Source organism: Marinobacter shengliensis (genome assembly GCF_030297115.1).
GTDB lineage: Bacteria > Pseudomonadota > Gammaproteobacteria > Pseudomonadales > Oleiphilaceae > Marinobacter > Marinobacter shengliensis.
Map to the genome: position 1 here is coordinate 2,731,576 of NZ_AP028062.1, position 17,900 is coordinate 2,749,475.

Here is a 17,900-nt window from a genome sequence, read left to right on the forward strand (position 1 = left end):
AGCCGCCTCCCCCAACACAACCAGTCTACTACACAACAAACGATAAGCCCGAAGCCCTTGACACAAAAGCCCCAAACAGACACATTCCGATGCCACTCAGCAAACCGCCAACACCATGCACCTGTACATCGCCGAAAAACCCAGCCTGGCCAGAGCCATCGCCGCCGCCCTCCCCGGCCCGCACCAGAAAGGCCAGGGCTGGATCCGTTGCGGAAACGGCCAGGAAGCCGCCACCGTCAGCTGGTGCATCGGCCACCTGCTGGAGCCGGCCGAGCCCGCGCGCTACAACCCGGCATGGAAAAAGTGGCGCCAGGAAGACCTGCCCATGTTCCCGGAACAATGGCAGCTTATCCCCAAAGACAGCGTAAAACAGCAACTCAAGGTGCTCGAATCCCTGATTCCACAGGCCGACATGATCACCCACGCCGGCGACCCCGACCGAGAAGGCCAGCTCCTCGTCGACGAAGTGCTGCGCTACGTTGGCACCACCGTTCCGGTCAAGCGGGTACTGATTAACGACCTGACTCCCAGCGCCGTTGCGCGCTCCATTCAGGCACCGAGAGACAACAAGGAATTCCGCCGGCTATCCCATTCCGCCCTGGCCCGACAAAGGGCCGACTGGTTGTATGGTATCAACCTCACCCGGTTCTACACCCTGAGCTACCAGCAACAGGGTCAGGACGGCGTTTACTCGGTTGGCCGAGTACAAACGCCGGTGCTTGGCCTGGTCGTGGAGCGGGACAATACCATCGAGAACTTCGAGCCCAAACCCTGGTACCGCATTGAAGGACAATTCCAGGCATCCGAAGAGGACGCGGACCAACGCCCGTTTACCGCCCGCTGGCTGCCGGATGAAGCCTATGGAGACCATCTGGACGAAGAGAAACGCCTGCTCAGCCGGGATGTGGCCGAGCAAATTGCCCATGCCGTGAACGGTCGGCCCGGCACCATCGCAGAGTCCCGCTTCCGGGACCGGCCCGAACCACCGCCCCTGCCGCTGTCCCTGTCGGCACTGCAGATAGAAGCCGGGCGACTGTTCCGGATGGGAGCCAAAGACGTGCTGGACACCGCCCAGAATCTGTATGAACGGCACCAGTTGATCACCTACCCCCGGTCCGACAACCGTTACCTGCCCGAGGAACATTTTCATCAACGGGACCAGGTGATTCGCGCCATTGGTCGAGTATCCGGCGAGCTGGAAGCGCTTACCGGGCAACTGGACAGTAACCGGCGCTCCGCGGCCTGGAACGACAAACAGGTGGACGCCCACCACGCGATCATTCCGACCGTCCGCCCTACCCCGAATGGCAAGCTGACGGCCGCCGAGGAAAAGATCTATAACCTGATCAGCCGCTACTATCTGATGCAGTTCGCCCAGGATGCAGTTCACCGTGAGGGAAAACTGACGGTGCAGGTTCAGGAACACAGATTCCGGGCCACCGAGACGGCGATACTCACCCCCGGCTGGAAAGCCCTGGAGCTGAAACTTCGGGAGAACAACAACGAGCCGGAAAAACCACCGCTGCCAAGGCTGGAGAGTCGTGAGCCGGTCACCTGCAGCAACGCCACGGTAACCGAACGCAAAACCCAGCCACCCCAGCACTTTACCGATGCCACCTTGCTGTCGGCGATGACCAACATCGCTCGTTTCGTGGCGGCCCCGGAACTGCGTAAAACCCTGAGGGAGACCGATGGCCTTGGCACGGAAGCCACCCGCGCCGCCATTATCGACACACTGTTCCGGCGAGATTACCTGTACCGGGAAAAGCGATTCATCCGCGCCACCGACAAAGGCAAGGCGCTGATTGCGGCGCTGCCGGACACTATCCGTACCCCGGACCGTACAGCGGTCTGGGAAGCAACACTGGAGAGCATCCGCCGTGGCGAAGACGACCCCAGGGCATTTCTGGAGTCGCTAAAGCAGGAAATCCGCGAATTCATTCATCGGGCGCCCGATGCGACCGGAACTCCGGTCAGCGAAACGTCGGTGCATTGCCCAAAGTGCCGGGCGCCCATGGTCGAGCGGGAAGGAAAATTCGGACGTTTCTTTGCCTGCACCCGCTACCCAAAATGTAACGGCACGCGCCCTCTGGAAGACAGTGCACCGGCAGACGGAACCGGGCAGAAACCCGTGCCCTGCCCCCATTGCTTTTCACCCCTGGTGAGGCGCCAAAGCAAAAAAGGCTGGTTCTGGGGCTGCAGTAATTTCCCCGCCTGCCGACAAACAGTGAACGACGCCAACGGCAAGCCTGCGCTGTAGTTACGGAATTCTACATATCACTACTGAACGCAGCCTCATTTTTTGGGATACTTGGCCTCTAATGCAGAGGATTTTCACTCCGCTCTGTGCCAAGACCACGAAATCGGCAACACCATCGAGGGCCAAGCTTAATGCGCATTGCTCTGCTGGAAGACGAACACGAACAAGCGCAACACATTCAAGCCATTCTCTCCGAGAAGGGTCATCACTGTGACAGCTTCCCCACCGGTCAGGCCTTTCTCGGTGCCGTTCTGCACCGCAGTTATGACCTGATTATCCTGGACTGGCAGATTCCAGACATGACCGGTATCGACGTACTGGAGAATGTGCGCGCCCAGTTGGACTGGCCCATTCCGGCCATTTTCCTGACCCAGCGGGACAGCGAGGCCGACATCGTCCGGGCGCTGGATGCCGGCGCCGACGACTACCTGTCAAAACCAGCCCGGGCGGCCGAGCTTACCGCCAGGATCAATGCCCTGGCCCGCCGCAGCAACCCCGACAGCGACAAAGAAGTGCTGGTTTACGGTCCGTTTGAAGTTAACACCCGGCAACGAATCATCCTGCTGCACGGTGAACCGCTTACCCTGACCGACAAGGACTTCGACCTCACCCTGTTCCTGTTTCAGAACCAGGGCCGGCTCCTGACCCGCGAGATGCTGCTGGAACGCGTGTGGGGCCTTGCCCGGGATATCAACACCCGGACCGTTGATACCCACATGAGCCGGTTACGCCGTCGGCTGGGTGTAAACCCGGAGAACGGATTCCGCATCAAGACCATTTACCAGCGCGGCTATCGCCTGGAAGCGATCAAAGCCACTGAAGCTGACGAGCCCCGGGAAGACAGTGCAACCAATGCTTGACCGCAAACGCCAAAGCGTCACAGGTTTGCTCCTGTTGATTGTAACCAGCCTGCTGCCCGGCGTGGCTGCCGCCGAGATATCGGTTGCCCGAGGCTCTTCTTCCGCCGCGCCCGCCCAGCAATCGGAAAGCGCCCCGGAATGGGTGTATACGCTCCGCTCCGGTGAGACACTCAGCGACATCGGCCAGTCCTTGCTGATGGACCGGGTAACCATTGGCCAGGTGCTGCAATACAACAACCTCCCCGGTAACGCCAGACTGTCTGCCGGGGAACAAATTCGCATTCCTCTGGCCTGGTTGAAGCGCCAGCCCGAGCCTGCCAGGGTTAGCTCCGCCAGCGGTAATGTTATGCACGTATCTGGCACCACCGGCCAGAAAACGCCACTGACCGAAAATTCTGTCATCCGGGTGGGCGATGAAGTGATCTCCTCTGCCGGCACCGCGACTATCGTCCTGGCTGATGGCTCTGAGCTGCGCATGGCGCCCAATTCCAGACTCATTTTCAACCGCCTCACCCAATACGGCAAAGCCGGCATGGCAGATACCCGTGTTCGCCTCCAACGGGGCGAGGTGCATACCCGAGTAAAACCGGTGCTGGAAGATGGTGCTCGATTCGAAATCGAAACCCCGTCAGCGGTCGCCGCTGTTCGAGGTACCGTGTTTTCCATGCAGACATCCCCCTCTGGCAGCAGCGTACAGGTAACCGAGGGCGTGGTTGATTTCGGCCAGCCGGGCCAGGTACGCCGGATTCCTGCGGGCTATGGCGCTAGCGTATCCACCGCGAGCGCCATCCCCATGAACATCCGCCGGCTACCACCGGCCCCGGTGCTCAACCCCATCACCCCGGTTCTCACACAGCTACCGGCTGAACTCAGCTGGCAGCAGGACGGCGCCAACCGGTATCGCGTCGATATTTTTGAAGAGGATGGCGGCACCTGGCTACAAAGTCGGGAAATGCCTGGCCATCGCTTTGACATTAGCCAGCTGGACAACGGGCGCTACGAACTCCACCTGGCCGCACTGGATCGTCAGGGCATCACCGGAATGCCGGCCATCACGTCGATCGAAGTTGACCTGCAGGCACGAACGCCCGATCTGATTTCGCCAGAACCCGGTGAGAGCGTGAATGACGACATGCCAGAGTTCCAATGGCGCCTGAACGGTACCAACGAAGTTGCTCGGGTTGAAATCGCAGAAGATGAAGAATTCAGACGGCTGATTACCTCCAGTGAATGGGCGCCAGACAACCGAGCCCTCCCCTCCCGACCGCTAAGCCCCGGCCAGTACTACTGGCGAGTGGTCAGCGAGGCCGGCGGTAACTCCGTGGCCGCGTCCCAGCCCCGGGCACTGGTTGTGAACGGCACCTTGCCGCCGGTACGAATCATCAGCATCAACTACCTGGACAACCAGGTGCGCGTGTTCTGGGAGAAGGTTGATACCGCAAAAGACTATCGCCTCCAACTCGCGGAAGAGCCCGGATTCAACAACATTATCAAGGAAGCAAACGTGGCAGATACCACAGCGGCCTTGCGTCTGATTCCCGGAAGAAGGTATTTTGTGCGCGTCAAAGCTCTTTCTGATGGTCCGCTGGCAAGCCGATGGGGCCCGGGGAGGGAGCTTTACCTGGATTAAACACCTCCACAACAAGAACGAACCGCACGGCCCATGAGAAGGGATTGGTTAACCTTAAAGACGACACCCTGGTCTCTGGGCTTGCTGCTCACAGGCATCCTGCTATTACTCCAGATAACCACCCTGGAAGAGCGCATCAATTTCTGGCTTTACGACAAGGCCATCACCACCTGGTCCGCGCCCATTGATGACAACCTGGCTCTGGTGGGCATCGATGAACACAGCCTGGACGCGCTCGGGCGCTGGCCCTGGGACCGAAACCTCCATGCCCGGCTGATTGACCAGCTTGCCGATGCCGGCGCGGAAGTCATTGTGCTGGACATCCTGTTTCCTGAACCCTCCCCCAGCGACCGGGCCCTTGCAGACGCCATGGAGCGCCATGGCCGGGTTGTGCTGCCCATACACTACTCGCCGGCAACGCCAAAACAACGGATGGCCGAACAACTGCCCGCACCGCTGCTGGAGAAGACAGCTTCTGCACTTGGGCACGTGCATGTTGAGCTGGAAGACGATGGCGTGGCCCGCGGCCTTTACCTGTACAATAGCCTGGGCAATCATCGCAGACCCGCGCTGGCACTGGCGGCACAGGATCGGGTCAACCCCAGTGGCCACGCACCTGATGCACCTGCCTATACCAACGTCCGCAGCGAGTTCCGCTTTGTGCCACTGGCCGGCGGAGCAGATACAATCCCTGCCCATTCCTACGTCGATGTGCTGAACGGCGCGGTACCCCTGGAGACCTTCGCTGGCAAGACCGTCTTCATCGGAGCCACCGCGGTCGGTTTTGGCGATATTCTTAGTACACCGTTTTCCGGCCTCGGCAGGCCCATGAGTGGCGTTGAGTTCCACGCCAACGTGTATTCCGCCAGTCGCCAGAACACACTGATCTCCTCCGCACCTGGCTGGGCCTCCATTGCACTGGCACTGGTTATCCTCCTTGGCCTCGCCAACTCCCTGCCACGGCTCAAGCCCGCAGCCACCGTCCTCGCTTGTAGCGTCAGTTTTGCTCTGGTGTTGGTCACCTACTTTGTGGTCCTACGCAGCTTGCATTACCACCTGTCGGCCGCCAATGCCTTATTGTTGCCCATGATCGCTTTGCCGGTGGCCAGCGGCCTTCGGCTTGCGATGGCCAACCGTTTCCTGAACCGTCAACTGGATGACTTGGCCAGAACACCGCAACTTGCCTTGCCAGACCCTTCACGCAGGCACCCTCACCAACTTCTTGAACACCTGAGCGCGCTACTCCAGCCCCAGGGTTGGCTGCTGGCGGAAGGCAGAGACCTGCTGGCAGTCAAAGGAATGACACTGGCCGATGTCCCGACCAACATCCAAGTCGGGCAATGGAGTCATCATGGCAACCAGAGCTGGATACGCCTTATTCGCGGCGGCAGCGGGTACCTGCTCGGGCTCACCCTGCCGGATGACCTGAGCCGGGAAGTTATCCAGCTGTACTTGCAGAACCTTAAACTGGAAGACCCAAGCGCGCCCGCCCTTGAGCCGGGCGCCCAGGAGAACCTGTCCCGGCGTATTGAAAAAGTCCGAACCGCCACCGAGCGCCTCAGCCAGATGCAGGCATTCATCAGCCACAGCTTCGAGCGCATGCCAGACGGCATCATCGTAACGGATGAGCTGGGTGTTATCCGCTTCGCCAACCGGCACATTGAAGCCTGGTTCCGGGAGCCCATGCCGAGCCTCAGCGGCTTACCCCTGACGCGCCTGCTGGAAGGCCATGACCCAAGGGACGCGGCGCCCTGGTATGAAACCGTGTCTGAGACGCTGACCCTTCGGCAAAGCCGAACCGTTGACCTCAAAATTCACAACAAGGATTTCCTGATTCACCTGGCACCGTTCGCATTGCCAGACAGCAATCAATTCGGAATCATCGCCAACATCTCGGACATTTCCGAGCTTCGGGAGCAGCAGCGGCAGCATCGGGAAGCCATCGACTTTATCTCTCACGATGTTCGCTCTCCGCTGGTGTCTCAGTTGGCATTGATTGAGCAACTGAAACGAGACCCTAGCCATATTGATGAGCGCCAGCTTGAACAACTGGGCAGACTGGCCCGGCGCAGCTACCACCTGGCGGAAGAATTTGTGCAACTGTCGCGGGCAGAGCAGCTGACGGAAACCCGGTTCTACGAGTGTGAGTTTCTGGCTATCGTAGAAAACGCACGGGACAGCGTATGTGAGCAGGCACAGGAAAAGCAGATAAGCCTACAGGTGATTGGCACCGAAGACCTCTGGCTGAAGGGGAATGCGGAATTGCTGGAGCGGGCAGTCATCAACCTGATGACCAATGCAGTCCAATACAGCCCACCGGGATCTGCGATCACGGTTCAGGTATACCGCGCTGGCCACTTGGCATGCCTCGCCATCGCCGATGAGGGTAGCGGGATAGATCAGGCAGAACTACCTATGCTGTTCGATCGCTACCACCGGCAGAAGCGCAGTGAGCTGGCAGGCACCCACGGCACCGGGCTGGGCCTGTCGTTCGTGAAAACCGTTGTTGAAAAACATCGGGGCGACATCTCTGTTGAATCCACCGCAGGCGAAGGCACCACTTTCATCCTGAAACTGCCCATTGCCGACCCGATGCCATGACTTGCTCACGCCCCTCAGGAGCGAATGGTCTTGCTGACAGGCGCTGAGGGCTCGCTGACCAGGCCCTGCTTATCTTGCACCTGGATCGTGAAGTACCAGGTACCGGAATCCAGATTGTCCACCGTGTAGCTCATCTCCGGGTAGACGTCGGCCTCACCAATGATCACCTCACCAGACAGATTTTCAACGTCCTGACCATAACGGATTACGTACTTGTCGAGCTCGCCCATGGCAATACCGTCGCCGTTGACCCGGGTAGAGGGTGCTGACCAACTCAGGACGGCTGCACGGACCGGCTCAGGCTGCACACCCGAAGGACCTGACCCTACATTACCGGAGGTATTGGAGCCCGAGGTATTTGCATCACTCCCGGCATCGGAACCGCCTCCGCCACAGCCGGTGAGAAGAACTCCTAGTAAAAACGCGGCAATCCATGCCTTTGACATTTTGATGACGCGTTTCATTGGCTATCTACACCATTTTTCCGTCGACTTTGTGAAATTCTATAAAATCGGATCGGATGATGATGCGAATGACGTCATTTTTGAAGTTATAAAATTGTCATTTTTTTGACTTTACAGTTGATGAAAAATTGTGCAGGCGATCAGACAAAACGCCAAACGCGGATTGTATAAAAGGTGGGCTCAGGAGGTTTTCGGGCACAGAAAACGAAAAAGGCCGACTAAAAAGCCGGCCTTTTTCTGATTGGTAGCGGGGGCTGGATTCGAACCAACGACCTTCGGGTTATGAGCCCGACGAGCTACCAGACTGCTCCACCCCGCATCAAAACTTTTAACGAAATCTTTTGTTTACCGGGGTTGCCCCGATCAACGTGGCGCGAATATTACAGCGCACCACCGGGACTGTCAATCCATATTTTCAAACAGGTCGGTGGGATAGCTCAACTCGGGCGCACCCTTCTCGCTGGCCGGGTGAAAGAAACCTACGGAGTCAATTGCTTCCTGGACAGGACGAAAGGATCGGCGATGCTCCGGGGTTGCCCCAAGACGCATCAGCGCCTCCAGGTGCACCGGCGTCGGGTACCCCTTATGTTGCGCCAGACCGTAACCGGGATAGGTTTGCTCCAGCAACGCCATTTCCCGGTCACGCGTCACCTTGGCAATGATAGATGCCGCGCTGATGGCCGGGTGTCGACTATCCCCTTTTACCACCGGCTCCGATGGCCAGCGCCAGTTCGGGCAACGGTTGCCATCCACGAGAACGTATTCCGGAGCGATGGAAAGACCATCCACCGCCCGCTTCATGGCCAGCATCGTGGCCTGGTAGATATTCAATTGATCGATCTCGCCAGGCTCACAGCGCCCCAGGCACCAAGCCGCTGACTTTTCGACAATCTCATCGTACAGTGCCAGGCGCCGCTTCTCAGTGAGCTTCTTGGAATCCGCAAGGCCCTGAATAGGCCGCTCGGGGTCCAGGATCACCGCTGCGGTGACGACGGCACCGATTAAAGGGCCCCGGCCTACCTCGTCCACCCCGGCGAGTCGCCGGCCTTGATAACTGCATTCAAACGGAGGGAGCTTCTTACCAACCATTAGCCATGACGCTCCAACAACTCAGAAACAGCCTTGGCGGCCCGCTCATCGGCATTCTGTTTCAGAGACTGATGAAGCTCGGAAAAGGCCCGCTTCAATGCAGCCCGCTCCTGTTCATTTTCCAGTCGCTCAAGCACAGCAGCACCCAGGCTTTCAGGAGTGGCATCGTCCTGCAACAGTTCCGGCACTAATGGTTTCTGGGCGAGCAGGTTCGGTAACGCCACCCAGGGCACTTTTACCAGCCGCGACAGCAGCTTGTAACTGAAGTTGCTCAATCGGTAGCCCACCACCATTGGCTTTTTGAGCAACATCGCTTCGAGGGTGGCAGTTCCTGAGGCAAGCAGCACCACATCACTGGCAGCCATCACCTCACGAGAGCGACCACGCACCAGGGTAACCGACAGTTTGACGTCCAGGGATTCCACCAACGCCTGCACCTGCCGTTCCCGATCCCGGTTTACACAGGGAATCACCAACTGAATGTCTGGCCTGCGGGCCTGTAGCCAACGGGACGCCTCCAGAAACAGCGTGCCAAGGCGCTCCACCTCCCCACCCCGACTGCCTGGCAAAACAGCCAGTACCGGCTTGTCTGGCTCAAGCCCAAGGCTCTCCCGGGCGGAACCGGTATCCGGTTCCATGGGAATACGATCAGCCAGCGGGTGCCCCACAAAAGCGACCGGCACCTGGTGCTCTTCGTAGAAACGGGCTTCAAAGGGAAACAGCGTGAGCATCAGGTCCACAGACTTGGCAATCTTGAAAATACGCTTCTGGCGCCACGCCCAGACCGAAGGACTCACATAATGAACCGAGGGGATACCCGCCTCCCGACACCGCCGCTCGATAGCCAGGGTGAAATCCGGTGAATCAATGCCAATCACGACATCCGGCGGAGTGGTAAAGAAATAGTCCAACAGCCGGGCGCGGATACTGAACAACTCCCGAATACGCCCCAGCACCTCCACCAACCCCATAACGGATAACCGCTCCATGGGGACCAGGGAATGAAACCCTTCGGCGTTCATCTCATCGCCGCCAATACCAACGAAGCGGGCATTCGGATAGCGATTACGGAGAGACCGGATCAAGCCGGCACCGAGGATATCCCCCGATGCCTCACCGGCGATAATGGCAATGGTCAACTTGCGGGAACTGACCATGTCAGCCTGTGCGTGCGTCACCGGCAGCCTCCTGCCGGATCAGCGGATGATGCCGCGATCCGCTCCCCGGAGCGAGTCGATCAGCGGGCGAACCTCTGGCACGTCAACAAAGCTGCCCTCAAGTTCTTCCAGTGCCTGCTCTGTGGTCAGGCCCTGACGGTAGATCACCTTATAGGCCCGGCGTAAGGTCAACAAAACTTCCTTGCTGAAACCCCGGCGCTTAAGCCCCTCCACGTTCATGCCGTGGGGCTGGGCTGACTGTCCGCTGGCCATGACATAAGCGGGGATATCCTTGAGCACGATACTACCACCGGCTGCCATGCTGTGGGGCCCGATATGGCAGAACTGATGCACCATGGTGCCGCCGCCGAGGATGGCGTAATCACCTACCGTAACGTGACCAGCCAGGGTGGCACAGTTCGCCAGAATGGTGTTGTCTCCAACGCAGCAGTCATGGGCAACATGCACGTAGGCCATTAGCAGGTTGCCATTGCCAATGCGGGTTTCGCCCCGGTCCTGAATGGTTCCGCGGTGGATGGTGCAGTTCTCGCGGATAACGTTGTTGTCGCCGATCACCAGTGTCGTTTGCTCACCGGCGTACTTCTTGTCCTGACACTCTTCCCCGATACTGGAGAACTGGAAAATACGGTTATTGCGACCGATAACTGTCGGGCCCTTGATCACCACATGGGAAAGAATCTCGGTGCCCTCACCGATTTCCACCCCCGGGCCAATGTAACTCCAGGGACCTACCGTAACGTTATCCGCCAGTTTGGCTGACGGGTCCACAATCGCCTGAGGATGGACACCCGACCAGTCATTTGTCGCCATCAAACTTCTCTCTCAGCGGTCAATATTTCTGCAACGCACGCGACTTCTCCGTCCACCAATGCGCGGCATTCGAATTTCCAGATACCACGCTTGCCAGACACAAACTCGGATTCCATATCCAGGCGGTCTCCCGGCAGCACGGGACGCTTGAAGCGTACTTTACTGGAGCCAGCCAGATATTGTATCACGCCATCAGACGGTTTCCGTTCCACGGTCACAAAACCGAGAATTCCGGAAAGTTGCGCCATGGCCTCAATAATCAGCACCCCGGGCATAATGGGGTTGTCCGGGAAATGCCCGGTGAAGAAAGGCTCATTGAAGGAGATATTCTTGTATCCCTTAATCGACTTTCCTTTTTCGACTTCGGTTACCCGGTCCACCAGCAGAAACGGATAGCGATGCGGCAGATACTCCAGGATTTCATCAATTTTCATCATCTTGCTTGGCCTCAGCCCTCTAGCTTTTTTTCCAGTTCCTTGACCCGCCTCGCCAGAACGTCCAACTGCCTGAAGCGTACCGCATTTTTTCGCCATTGCCGGTTGGTATCTGCGCTGGTACCCGACGAATACACCCCGGGCTCTGCAATGTCGCCTGTGACCATCGTCATACCGGTCAGTTGCACCTGATCCGTAATTTCCAGGTGGCCGGCAACACCAGCGGCGCCCCCGAACACACAATGCCGACCAATCTTTGTGCTGCCGGCAATGCCCACTTTCGCGGCCATGGCGCTGTGGTCGCCAATGCGCACATTGTGCGCAACCTGAACCAGGTTATCGATCTTTACACCATTGCCAATCACTGTGTCGTCAACCGCACCCCGATCGATCGTGGTATTGGCACCAATCTCTACATCATCTCCGAGCACCACGCCCCCAACCTGGGCAATGCGGTGCCACACACCACGCTCGTTGGCAAAACCAAAGCCATCTGAACCGATGACTGCCCCGCTGAGAATATGACAACGCAGCCCGAGCACTACATCATGGGCCAGGGTAGCTCGCGGGCGCAGGACTGACTGATCACCGATCCGGGAACGGGCTCCGATGAAACAGCCGGCCCCGATGACAACTTGATCACCGATTTGCGCATCCGCTTCAATCACCACGTGCGGGCCGACACAGGCAGAGTCCGCAACGGTTGCCGAGGGATCAACCACGGCGGTAGGGTGAATACCGGCAACCGGTGCCGGCGTGGCGTCAAACCAGTGACTGATGCGAGCGTAGCCCAGGTAGGGGTTGTCCAGTAACAGGACATTGGTCGGAGCATCGGCCGCATTAGCCGGCGACACAATCACCGCAGAGGCCTTGGTCTGCGCCAGATACTTGGCATAGGCGGGATTAGCCAGAAAACTCATCTGCCCGGGGCCCGCAGCCTGCAGCGTTGCCAAACCGGAAATGGCTGTGTCCGGATCCCCCCTCAGCTCAGCACCCAACGCCTCGGCCAGTTCCTGCAAACGAAAGGATTTTTGCACCATTGAACCTTCTCCCGATGCGGTAGTAACAGTGCCTGGCCAGGTTTATCGGTTAAGCTTCTCGAGCAATTCCGAGGTCAGGTTCATCTCCGGCTTAACGTAGACAACCGCTTCGCTCGGCAGAATCAGGTCCAGATTGTGCTCTTCCAGCAGCTCTTTGACGGCCGCGTCTACTTCAGGGCGAGCGTTCTCCAGAAACTGCTGTTTGCGCTGCGCAACGGTCTGGTCCAGGCGCTGTTTGAGGAAGTTGAACTCCTGCACTTTCTCCTGGAACTCACCGGTCAGCTTGTTGCGCTCGCTTTCATTCATCATGGCGCCGTCTTTCTCAATCCGATCCTTCAGCCTGCGGGCCTGTTCCTGGGCCTCACGAACCTTGGCTTCTTCGCCAGCAAAATCCTGCTGAAGTTTCTCACTGAAAGACTGGGCGTCGTTGGACGAAAACAACGCCTGGCGCAGGTCAACCACGCCAATTCTAGTCTCCGCTGCGAGCTGCAGCGAGAATGCCATCAGAGTTGCGCCAACAATGGCAGATAGACGTTTCATCGGGAATCTCCTGTGTTTCATCCTTTGTTTTTCTGTTTACTGCAATCAGAAGGTTTGTCCCAGCGAGAACTGGAACACCTGAGTATCATCGCCCGGCTTGTCATTAAGCGGTTTCGCCAGGCTGAAAGCAAGCGGACCCACTGCCGTAATCCACTGGAAACTCACACCAGCCGCGGTCCTCACTTCCTTCAATTCCGGGTCGAAGCCGCGATCGGTATCGAACACCTGGCCTGCGTCAAGGAAGAAGGAAGTACGCATGGAACGGGTGTCGCCCGCAAAAGGTGTCGGGAAAATCAGCTCCAGGCCGGCTTCAGTCAGCAGGTTGCCACCGAAGGGGTCCGGACTGGAGAAATCAAACTCTGCCGGCTCAGCACGATTACCAAGGGAGTTTGCCCGGTAACCACGCACCGAACCATAGCCACCCGAGTAGAAGTGCTCAAAGAACGGCATCTGGGTACGATCGCCATAGCCATCCCCGTAACCCACCTCAGTGCGAGCCCTCACCACCCACCGCTGCGTATCGACCAGCGGGAAATAAAAATCTGTTCTGTGGGTGGCCTTATAGAACGTGAGGTCACTTCCGGGCACCGCCACATCCAGCGACAGAGAATGGCTATAACCGCGAGTAGGCAGTACGCCGCGGTTCAGTGTGCTGCGCCGCCAGCTGCCGAACAGGAAATAGTTGGTAAACGAATCACCTTCGTCGGCAATGAAGTCACGCACCTCAACCGAGGAAAAGATGCCGGGTTTGAGATTGGATTGAGTGACACCCACACCGAAATTGAGCCGGGTGATGGCATCTGTCGGATACCCGAAGGTTAATCTGGCGCCATATTCATCCAGCAAGTAAGAGGAGATATCCTGCTCTTCAAAATCGGTTTCTCTGGCAAACAAACTGAAACCACGGCTGACGCCGTCGACAGTGTAGTAGGGATCCAGATAGGAAATATTGGCGCTTTTAACAGAATCGCTGACGTTTACACCAAACGACACCCGCTTACCTGTACCGAAGAAGTTGTTCTCGGAGACTGCAGCACCGAGGATCACACCGGAGTTCTGGGAAAAACCGATCGACGCTGACAAGCTGCCCGTCGGCTGTTCACGGACACTGTAATTCACATCCACCAGATCATCGGTTCCGGGTACTGGGACGGTTTCGACGTCTACAGTCTGGAAGAAGCCCAATCGCTCCAATCGGGTTTTTGAGAATTCTATGCGATCAGATGACGCAACGCCCCCTTCCATCTGGGTCATTTCCTGACGCAACACTTCATCCTTGGTGGAGATATTGCCCTCAAAATTCACACGCCTGACGTAAGCGCGCTTGCCCGGCTCGATAAAGAAGGTCACCGCCGCTGTGTTGTCTTCGCCGGGTTCAGGGACCGCATTGACGTTGGCAAAGGCATAGCCCTCGCGCCCCAGGCGGAACGACAACGCCTCAGAGATGGAGGTCATCTGGGCGCGGGAGAATACATCTCCCTCTTTAACCGGGATCAGTTTGCGCAACTCTTCTTCTTCGACGATCAGGTTGCCGCGAAGGCGAATGTCCGAAATCGTATACTGGGGGCCTTCATCCAGGGAGATGGCGATAAATACCTGCTGCTTGTCCGGTGAAATGGACACCTGGCTGGATTCTACGGTGAAATCCAGATAACCGCGGTCAAGGTAAAATGAACGCAACGATTCCAGGTCACCACTCAGGCGCTCCCGGGCATACTTGTCTTTATTGGTAATGGAATTCCACCAGCTGCTGGTGCGCAACTCAAACAGGCTGATCAGCTCTTCATCACTGAAATCCTGATTTCCAACAATATTAATGTGCTTGATTGAGGCAACAGTGCCTTCGTTGATATCGAGACGAACCGCTACCCGGTTTCTGGGAAGTTCTTCAGCCGTGGCACGCACTCGCGCGTTATAACGGCCCTGTGCGATGTACGAGCGCAGGATCTCAAGCTCCAGCCGTTCGAGGGTCGCTCTACGGAAAACCTGACCTTCTTCCAGCCCGGCGCCCGCCAGCGCATCCATCAACATATCGGTTTCGATGTTCTTGTTGCCGTCGATCTCAATGGACGAAATGGAAGGGCGCTCCTTGACCGACAGAATGAGTACACCGCTGTCACGGCTGGCTTCGATGTCGGTAAACAGACCGGTCCTGAACAACTCCTTGATGGCATTGGCCAGACGGGTCTCGTCGATCTGCTCGCCAATGTTTACCGGAAAAGCCGAGAAGACGGAGCCCGCTGAAACCCGCTGAAGGCCTTCTACCTCGATATCCGCTACCGTGAATTCATCCGCCAGCACAGGCTTGATACCAGTTGCGGTAATGGCTAGGCCAACGGCTACAGCTAGAAGGGAACGTCTCATTCAGTTATATCGCCTGGTTAATGTGCGGTAAGGAGCCCGCAATTCTCACAACCGCATCAGGTCGTTGTAAAGAGCAAACACCATTAAAGTCAGAATCAAAGCCATACCAATTCGTAATCCAAGTGCCTGAACCTGTTCAGATACCGGCTTTCGGCGTATAGCCTCGATGGTGTAATACACAATGTGGCCACCGTCCAATACAGGAATCGGCAAAAGATTCAGCACCCCGAGGCTGACACTCAGGTAGGCCAGAAAACGGATAAAATCTTCAAACCCGGAACTGACACTGGCCTCAGCCACCCGGGCAATGGTTATCGGCCCACTCAGATTGGTGGGCGACAACAGGCCCGTGACCATTTTCTTGATGGCCACCAGCGTCAGTCGGGTATCCGCCCAGGTTTCATGCACCGCATTCGGAATGGCCGCAAAGGGGCCGTAACGGACTTCACGCAGCAACTCGTCTGGCCAGGTGATCGCTTCGACACCTGCACCCACGAAGCCAATTTCCTGGCCGTCGTCGAGGGTTCGGGTAGCCGGGCGAACGGTAAGCTCCAGGGGAGTGCCATCACGCTCTATGGACAGCTCAAGGTCGGTTTCCGGCGCATTCCTGATGTAGTCCACCAGGGCAAACCAGTCGGCCACCGGCTCGCCGTCCACGGCAACAATACGATCGCCGCTCCGAAGCCCTGCGGCAGCAGCCCGGCCATCACTAGTGACCTGCCCCAACACAGCCGGCACCGCCGGTCGCCAGGGCGTGATACCGAATTCTGCCAGGGGGTTAGGCGTATCATTGCTCAGACGCCAGCCATTCAGGGCTCCGTCGACTGTGCCTTTTGATCCATTCTGTGACACCTCAAGTGTCACCAGGCCCTGTTCTCCGGTTCGCTCCAACAGGCGCATATTAATATCACGCCAGGACGTCACCCGGTGACCATCCACAGCATGGATTTCCATGCCCTGCTGCAACCCTGCCCTCTCGGCCACACTGCCGGGCGTCACATCCCCTACCACCGGAGCAACGGTTGTTACGCCCACTACGCTCAGCAACCAGTAGGCGAAGATGGCAAACAGGAAATTTGCCAGCGGGCCGGCAGCAGCGATGGCAATTCTCTGGGACGGCGGCTTGGAGGTAAAGGCCTGATCTTTCAGCCCCTCCGGTACGGGGCCTTCCCGCTCATCGAGCATCTTGACGTAGCCGCCCAACGGGATCGCCGCCACCGCAAACTCGGTACCGTGACGATCGTACCAGGAAAACAAGGGTTTACCGAAGCCCACGGAAAACCTGAGCACCTTGACCCCGCACCGCCGGGCCACCCAGAAGTGACCATACTCGTGCAGGGTCACCAGGATTCCCAGTGTTAATGCAAGTGCCAGAACGGTTTGAATAATCTGCATAGAGTTTCCGGTTTGAGGCCGTCGGCCAACATGAACATTCCCGCAGGACTCAGACAGACAGCAGGCTTATCTGTTCCCTGGCCCGGCTGCGAGCCTCGGCATCCTTGGTAAATATGGTGTCGAAGTCGCTCGCTGGAACGACCGGCGTCGCCGCCAAAGTCCGCTCTATGATAACGGGGATATCGGCGAAGCACAGCTTACCGTCCAGAAACGCCTCCACCGCCACTTCGTTGGCGGCATTCAGCACCGCTGGTGCCGTGCCACCACTGGCGAAAGCCTCGGCGGCCAGCCGCAGGCAGGGGAAGCGCTGGAGATCCGGTCGTTCAAAATGGAATTTACCAATGGCAAACAGGTCCAGAGGTGCAACCCCCGCCTCAATACGCTCGGGCCAGGCCAGCCCGTTGGCAATTGGCGTACGCATGTCCGGGCTTCCAAGTTGAGCCAGAACAGAGCCGTCCGCGTACTCCACCATGGAATGGATAATACTCTCCGGATGAACGTGAACCTCAACCCGGTCTGGCGTGGTATTGAACAGCCAGCAGGCTTCAATCAGCTCCAACCCTTTGTTCATCAGCGTGGCGGAATCGACCGAAATCTTCTGGCCCATCGACCAGTTCGGGTGCGCACAGGCCTGAGACGGAGTAACACTGCGGAGCTCTTCTGCTGCCATGGTTCGAAACGGCCCACCAGAGGCGGTCAACAGGATCCGGGTAATACCGGCGGCCTTCGGATCCCGAATTTTGTCTGCTGGCATACACTGGAAAATGGCGTTGTGCTCAGAGTCGATGGGCAGCAACTCCGAGCCTGAGGCGATTACCGCGTCCATAAACAACTGGCCCGACATCACCAACGCTTCCTTGTTGGCCAGCAGTACCCGCTTTCCGGCCCGCACTGCCGATAAGGTTGGCGCCAGGCCCGCAGCGCCAACAATGGCGGCCATGACTGTATCGGCGTCGCTCGCAGCAGCCACGGCACAGAGGCCTGCCTCACCCCCGAGCACCTGGGTATCCGGGCAATCGGCCAGCAACTCCCTGAGCTCGTCCGCAGCGCGCTCACTGGCCATGACAGCCACCTTGGGGCGAAACTCCCGGCACAGGGTTGCCAACTCCCATGCCCGCGTGCCCGCTGTCAGCGCGTAGACCGAGAACCGGCCCGGGTGTCGGCGAATCACATCCAGGGTGCTGAGCCCGATGGAGCCCGTTGCCCCCAATACGGTAATGCAACGTGTTGTCATA

Annotated in this window: 14 protein-coding genes and 1 tRNA gene; 4 read left to right on the top strand and 11 right to left on the bottom strand. The window is 58.1% G+C overall.

The window, feature by feature from the left end; translation table 11 throughout:
* Positions 1–115: 115 nt before the first annotated feature.
* The 4 genes from QUE75_RS12535 to QUE75_RS12550 all read left to right on the top strand — a co-directional run bounded on the left by QUE75_RS12535 (position 116) and on the right by QUE75_RS12550 (position 7,351).
* Entirely contained in the window at positions 116–2,260 is a 2,145-nt protein-coding gene (locus QUE75_RS12535) for a DNA topoisomerase III (RefSeq protein WP_286250548.1), read from the top strand.
* A 131-nt stretch (positions 2,261–2,391) separates the two neighbouring features.
* Entirely contained in the window at positions 2,392–3,120 is a 729-nt protein-coding gene (locus QUE75_RS12540) for a response regulator transcription factor (protein ID WP_106695239.1), read from the top strand.
* Entirely contained in the window at positions 3,113–4,750 is a 1,638-nt protein-coding gene (locus QUE75_RS12545; RefSeq protein WP_286250554.1) for a FecR domain-containing protein, read from the top strand. The genes QUE75_RS12540 and QUE75_RS12545 overlap by 8 nt, the downstream gene beginning before the upstream one ends.
* A 33-nt stretch (positions 4,751–4,783) precedes the next feature.
* Entirely contained in the window at positions 4,784–7,351 is a 2,568-nt protein-coding gene (locus QUE75_RS12550) for a CHASE2 domain-containing protein (protein ID WP_286250556.1), read from the top strand.
* Positions 7,352–7,365: 14 nt separating this feature from the next.
* Here the strand turns inward: QUE75_RS12550 and QUE75_RS12555 are convergent, their stop codons facing one another.
* The 11 genes from QUE75_RS12555 to ispC all read right to left on the bottom strand — a co-directional run bounded on the left by QUE75_RS12555 (position 7,366) and on the right by ispC (position 17,899).
* On the bottom strand, positions 7,366–7,659 hold the full coding sequence (locus QUE75_RS12555; RefSeq protein ID WP_227510239.1) for a fibronectin type III domain-containing protein: 294 nt from the start codon (positions 7,657–7,659) through the stop codon (positions 7,366–7,368).
* 398 nt (positions 7,660–8,057) lie between these two features.
* Positions 8,058–8,134: transfer RNA gene (locus QUE75_RS12560), tRNA-Met, on the bottom strand.
* An 83-nt stretch (positions 8,135–8,217) separates the two neighbouring features.
* Positions 8,218–8,904, bottom strand: coding sequence for a ribonuclease HII (gene rnhB, locus QUE75_RS12565; RefSeq protein WP_286250561.1), 687 nt, complete (start codon positions 8,902–8,904; stop codon positions 8,218–8,220).
* Entirely contained in the window at positions 8,904–10,061 is a 1,158-nt protein-coding gene (gene lpxB / locus QUE75_RS12570; RefSeq protein ID WP_286255688.1) for a lipid-A-disaccharide synthase, read from the bottom strand. The genes rnhB and lpxB overlap by 1 nt, the downstream gene beginning before the upstream one ends.
* 39 nt (positions 10,062–10,100) lie before the next feature.
* Positions 10,101–10,892 carry an acyl-ACP--UDP-N-acetylglucosamine O-acyltransferase gene (gene lpxA, locus QUE75_RS12575; protein ID WP_286250563.1) on the bottom strand — a complete coding sequence of 264 codons (792 nt, stop codon included), beginning with the start codon at positions 10,890–10,892 and terminating at the stop codon, positions 10,101–10,103.
* The gene (gene fabZ, locus QUE75_RS12580) at positions 10,892–11,329 is read right to left on the bottom strand and encodes a 3-hydroxyacyl-ACP dehydratase FabZ (protein WP_058090249.1); all 438 of its coding nucleotides are present in this window, start codon (positions 11,327–11,329) and stop codon (positions 10,892–10,894) included. Before fabZ ends, lpxA begins: the two co-directional genes overlap by 1 nt.
* Positions 11,330–11,340: 11 nt before the next feature.
* The gene (lpxD, locus tag QUE75_RS12585; RefSeq protein ID WP_396631713.1) at positions 11,341–12,363 is read right to left on the bottom strand and encodes a UDP-3-O-(3-hydroxymyristoyl)glucosamine N-acyltransferase; all 1,023 of its coding nucleotides are present in this window, start codon (positions 12,361–12,363) and stop codon (positions 11,341–11,343) included.
* A 45-nt stretch (positions 12,364–12,408) separates the two neighbouring features.
* On the bottom strand, positions 12,409–12,906 hold the full coding sequence (locus QUE75_RS12590) for an OmpH family outer membrane protein (RefSeq protein WP_061333431.1): 498 nt from the start codon (positions 12,904–12,906) through the stop codon (positions 12,409–12,411).
* A 45-nt stretch (positions 12,907–12,951) separates the two neighbouring features.
* Positions 12,952–15,270, bottom strand: a complete 2,319-nt coding sequence (bamA, locus tag QUE75_RS12595; protein ID WP_061333432.1) for an outer membrane protein assembly factor BamA — start codon at positions 15,268–15,270, stop codon at positions 12,952–12,954.
* Positions 15,271–15,315: 45 nt separating this feature from the next.
* Positions 15,316–16,665, bottom strand: coding sequence for an RIP metalloprotease RseP (gene rseP, locus QUE75_RS12600; RefSeq protein WP_286250571.1), 1,350 nt, complete (start codon positions 16,663–16,665; stop codon positions 15,316–15,318).
* Positions 16,666–16,714: 49 nt separating this feature from the next.
* Positions 16,715–17,899, bottom strand: a complete 1,185-nt coding sequence (gene ispC / locus QUE75_RS12605; protein WP_061333434.1) for a 1-deoxy-D-xylulose-5-phosphate reductoisomerase — start codon at positions 17,897–17,899, stop codon at positions 16,715–16,717.
* Position 17,900 lies beyond the last annotated feature (1 nt).

What these genes read in the sequence shown, in the direction of transcription:
- lpxA (WP_286250563.1), bottom strand. Translation starts at nt 10,892, where the DNA reads ATGGCGACAAATGACTGGTCGGGTGTCCATCCTCAGGCGATTGTGGAC.
- QUE75_RS12550 (WP_286250556.1), top strand. Translation starts at nt 4,784, where the DNA reads ATGAGAAGGGATTGGTTAACCTTAAAGACGACACCCTGGTCTCTGGGC.
- ispC (WP_061333434.1), bottom strand. Translation starts at nt 17,899, where the DNA reads ATGACAACACGTTGCATTACCGTATTGGGGGCAACGGGCTCCATCGGG.
- QUE75_RS12590 (WP_061333431.1), bottom strand. Translation starts at nt 12,906, where the DNA reads ATGAAACGTCTATCTGCCATTGTTGGCGCAACTCTGATGGCATTCTCG.
- fabZ (WP_058090249.1), bottom strand. Translation starts at nt 11,329, where the DNA reads ATGATGAAAATTGATGAAATCCTGGAGTATCTGCCGCATCGCTATCCG.
- rseP (WP_286250571.1), bottom strand. Translation starts at nt 16,665, where the DNA reads ATGCAGATTATTCAAACCGTTCTGGCACTTGCATTAACACTGGGAATC.
- QUE75_RS12535 (WP_286250548.1), top strand. Translation starts at nt 116, where the DNA reads ATGCACCTGTACATCGCCGAAAAACCCAGCCTGGCCAGAGCCATCGCC.
- lpxB (WP_286255688.1), bottom strand. Translation starts at nt 10,061, where the DNA reads ATGGTCAGTTCCCGCAAGTTGACCATTGCCATTATCGCCGGTGAGGCA.
- QUE75_RS12545 (WP_286250554.1), top strand. Translation starts at nt 3,113, where the DNA reads ATGCTTGACCGCAAACGCCAAAGCGTCACAGGTTTGCTCCTGTTGATT.
- bamA (WP_061333432.1), bottom strand. Translation starts at nt 15,270, where the DNA reads ATGAGACGTTCCCTTCTAGCTGTAGCCGTTGGCCTAGCCATTACCGCA.
- rnhB (WP_286250561.1), bottom strand. Translation starts at nt 8,904, where the DNA reads ATGGTTGGTAAGAAGCTCCCTCCGTTTGAATGCAGTTATCAAGGCCGG.
- QUE75_RS12540 (WP_106695239.1), top strand. Translation starts at nt 2,392, where the DNA reads ATGCGCATTGCTCTGCTGGAAGACGAACACGAACAAGCGCAACACATT.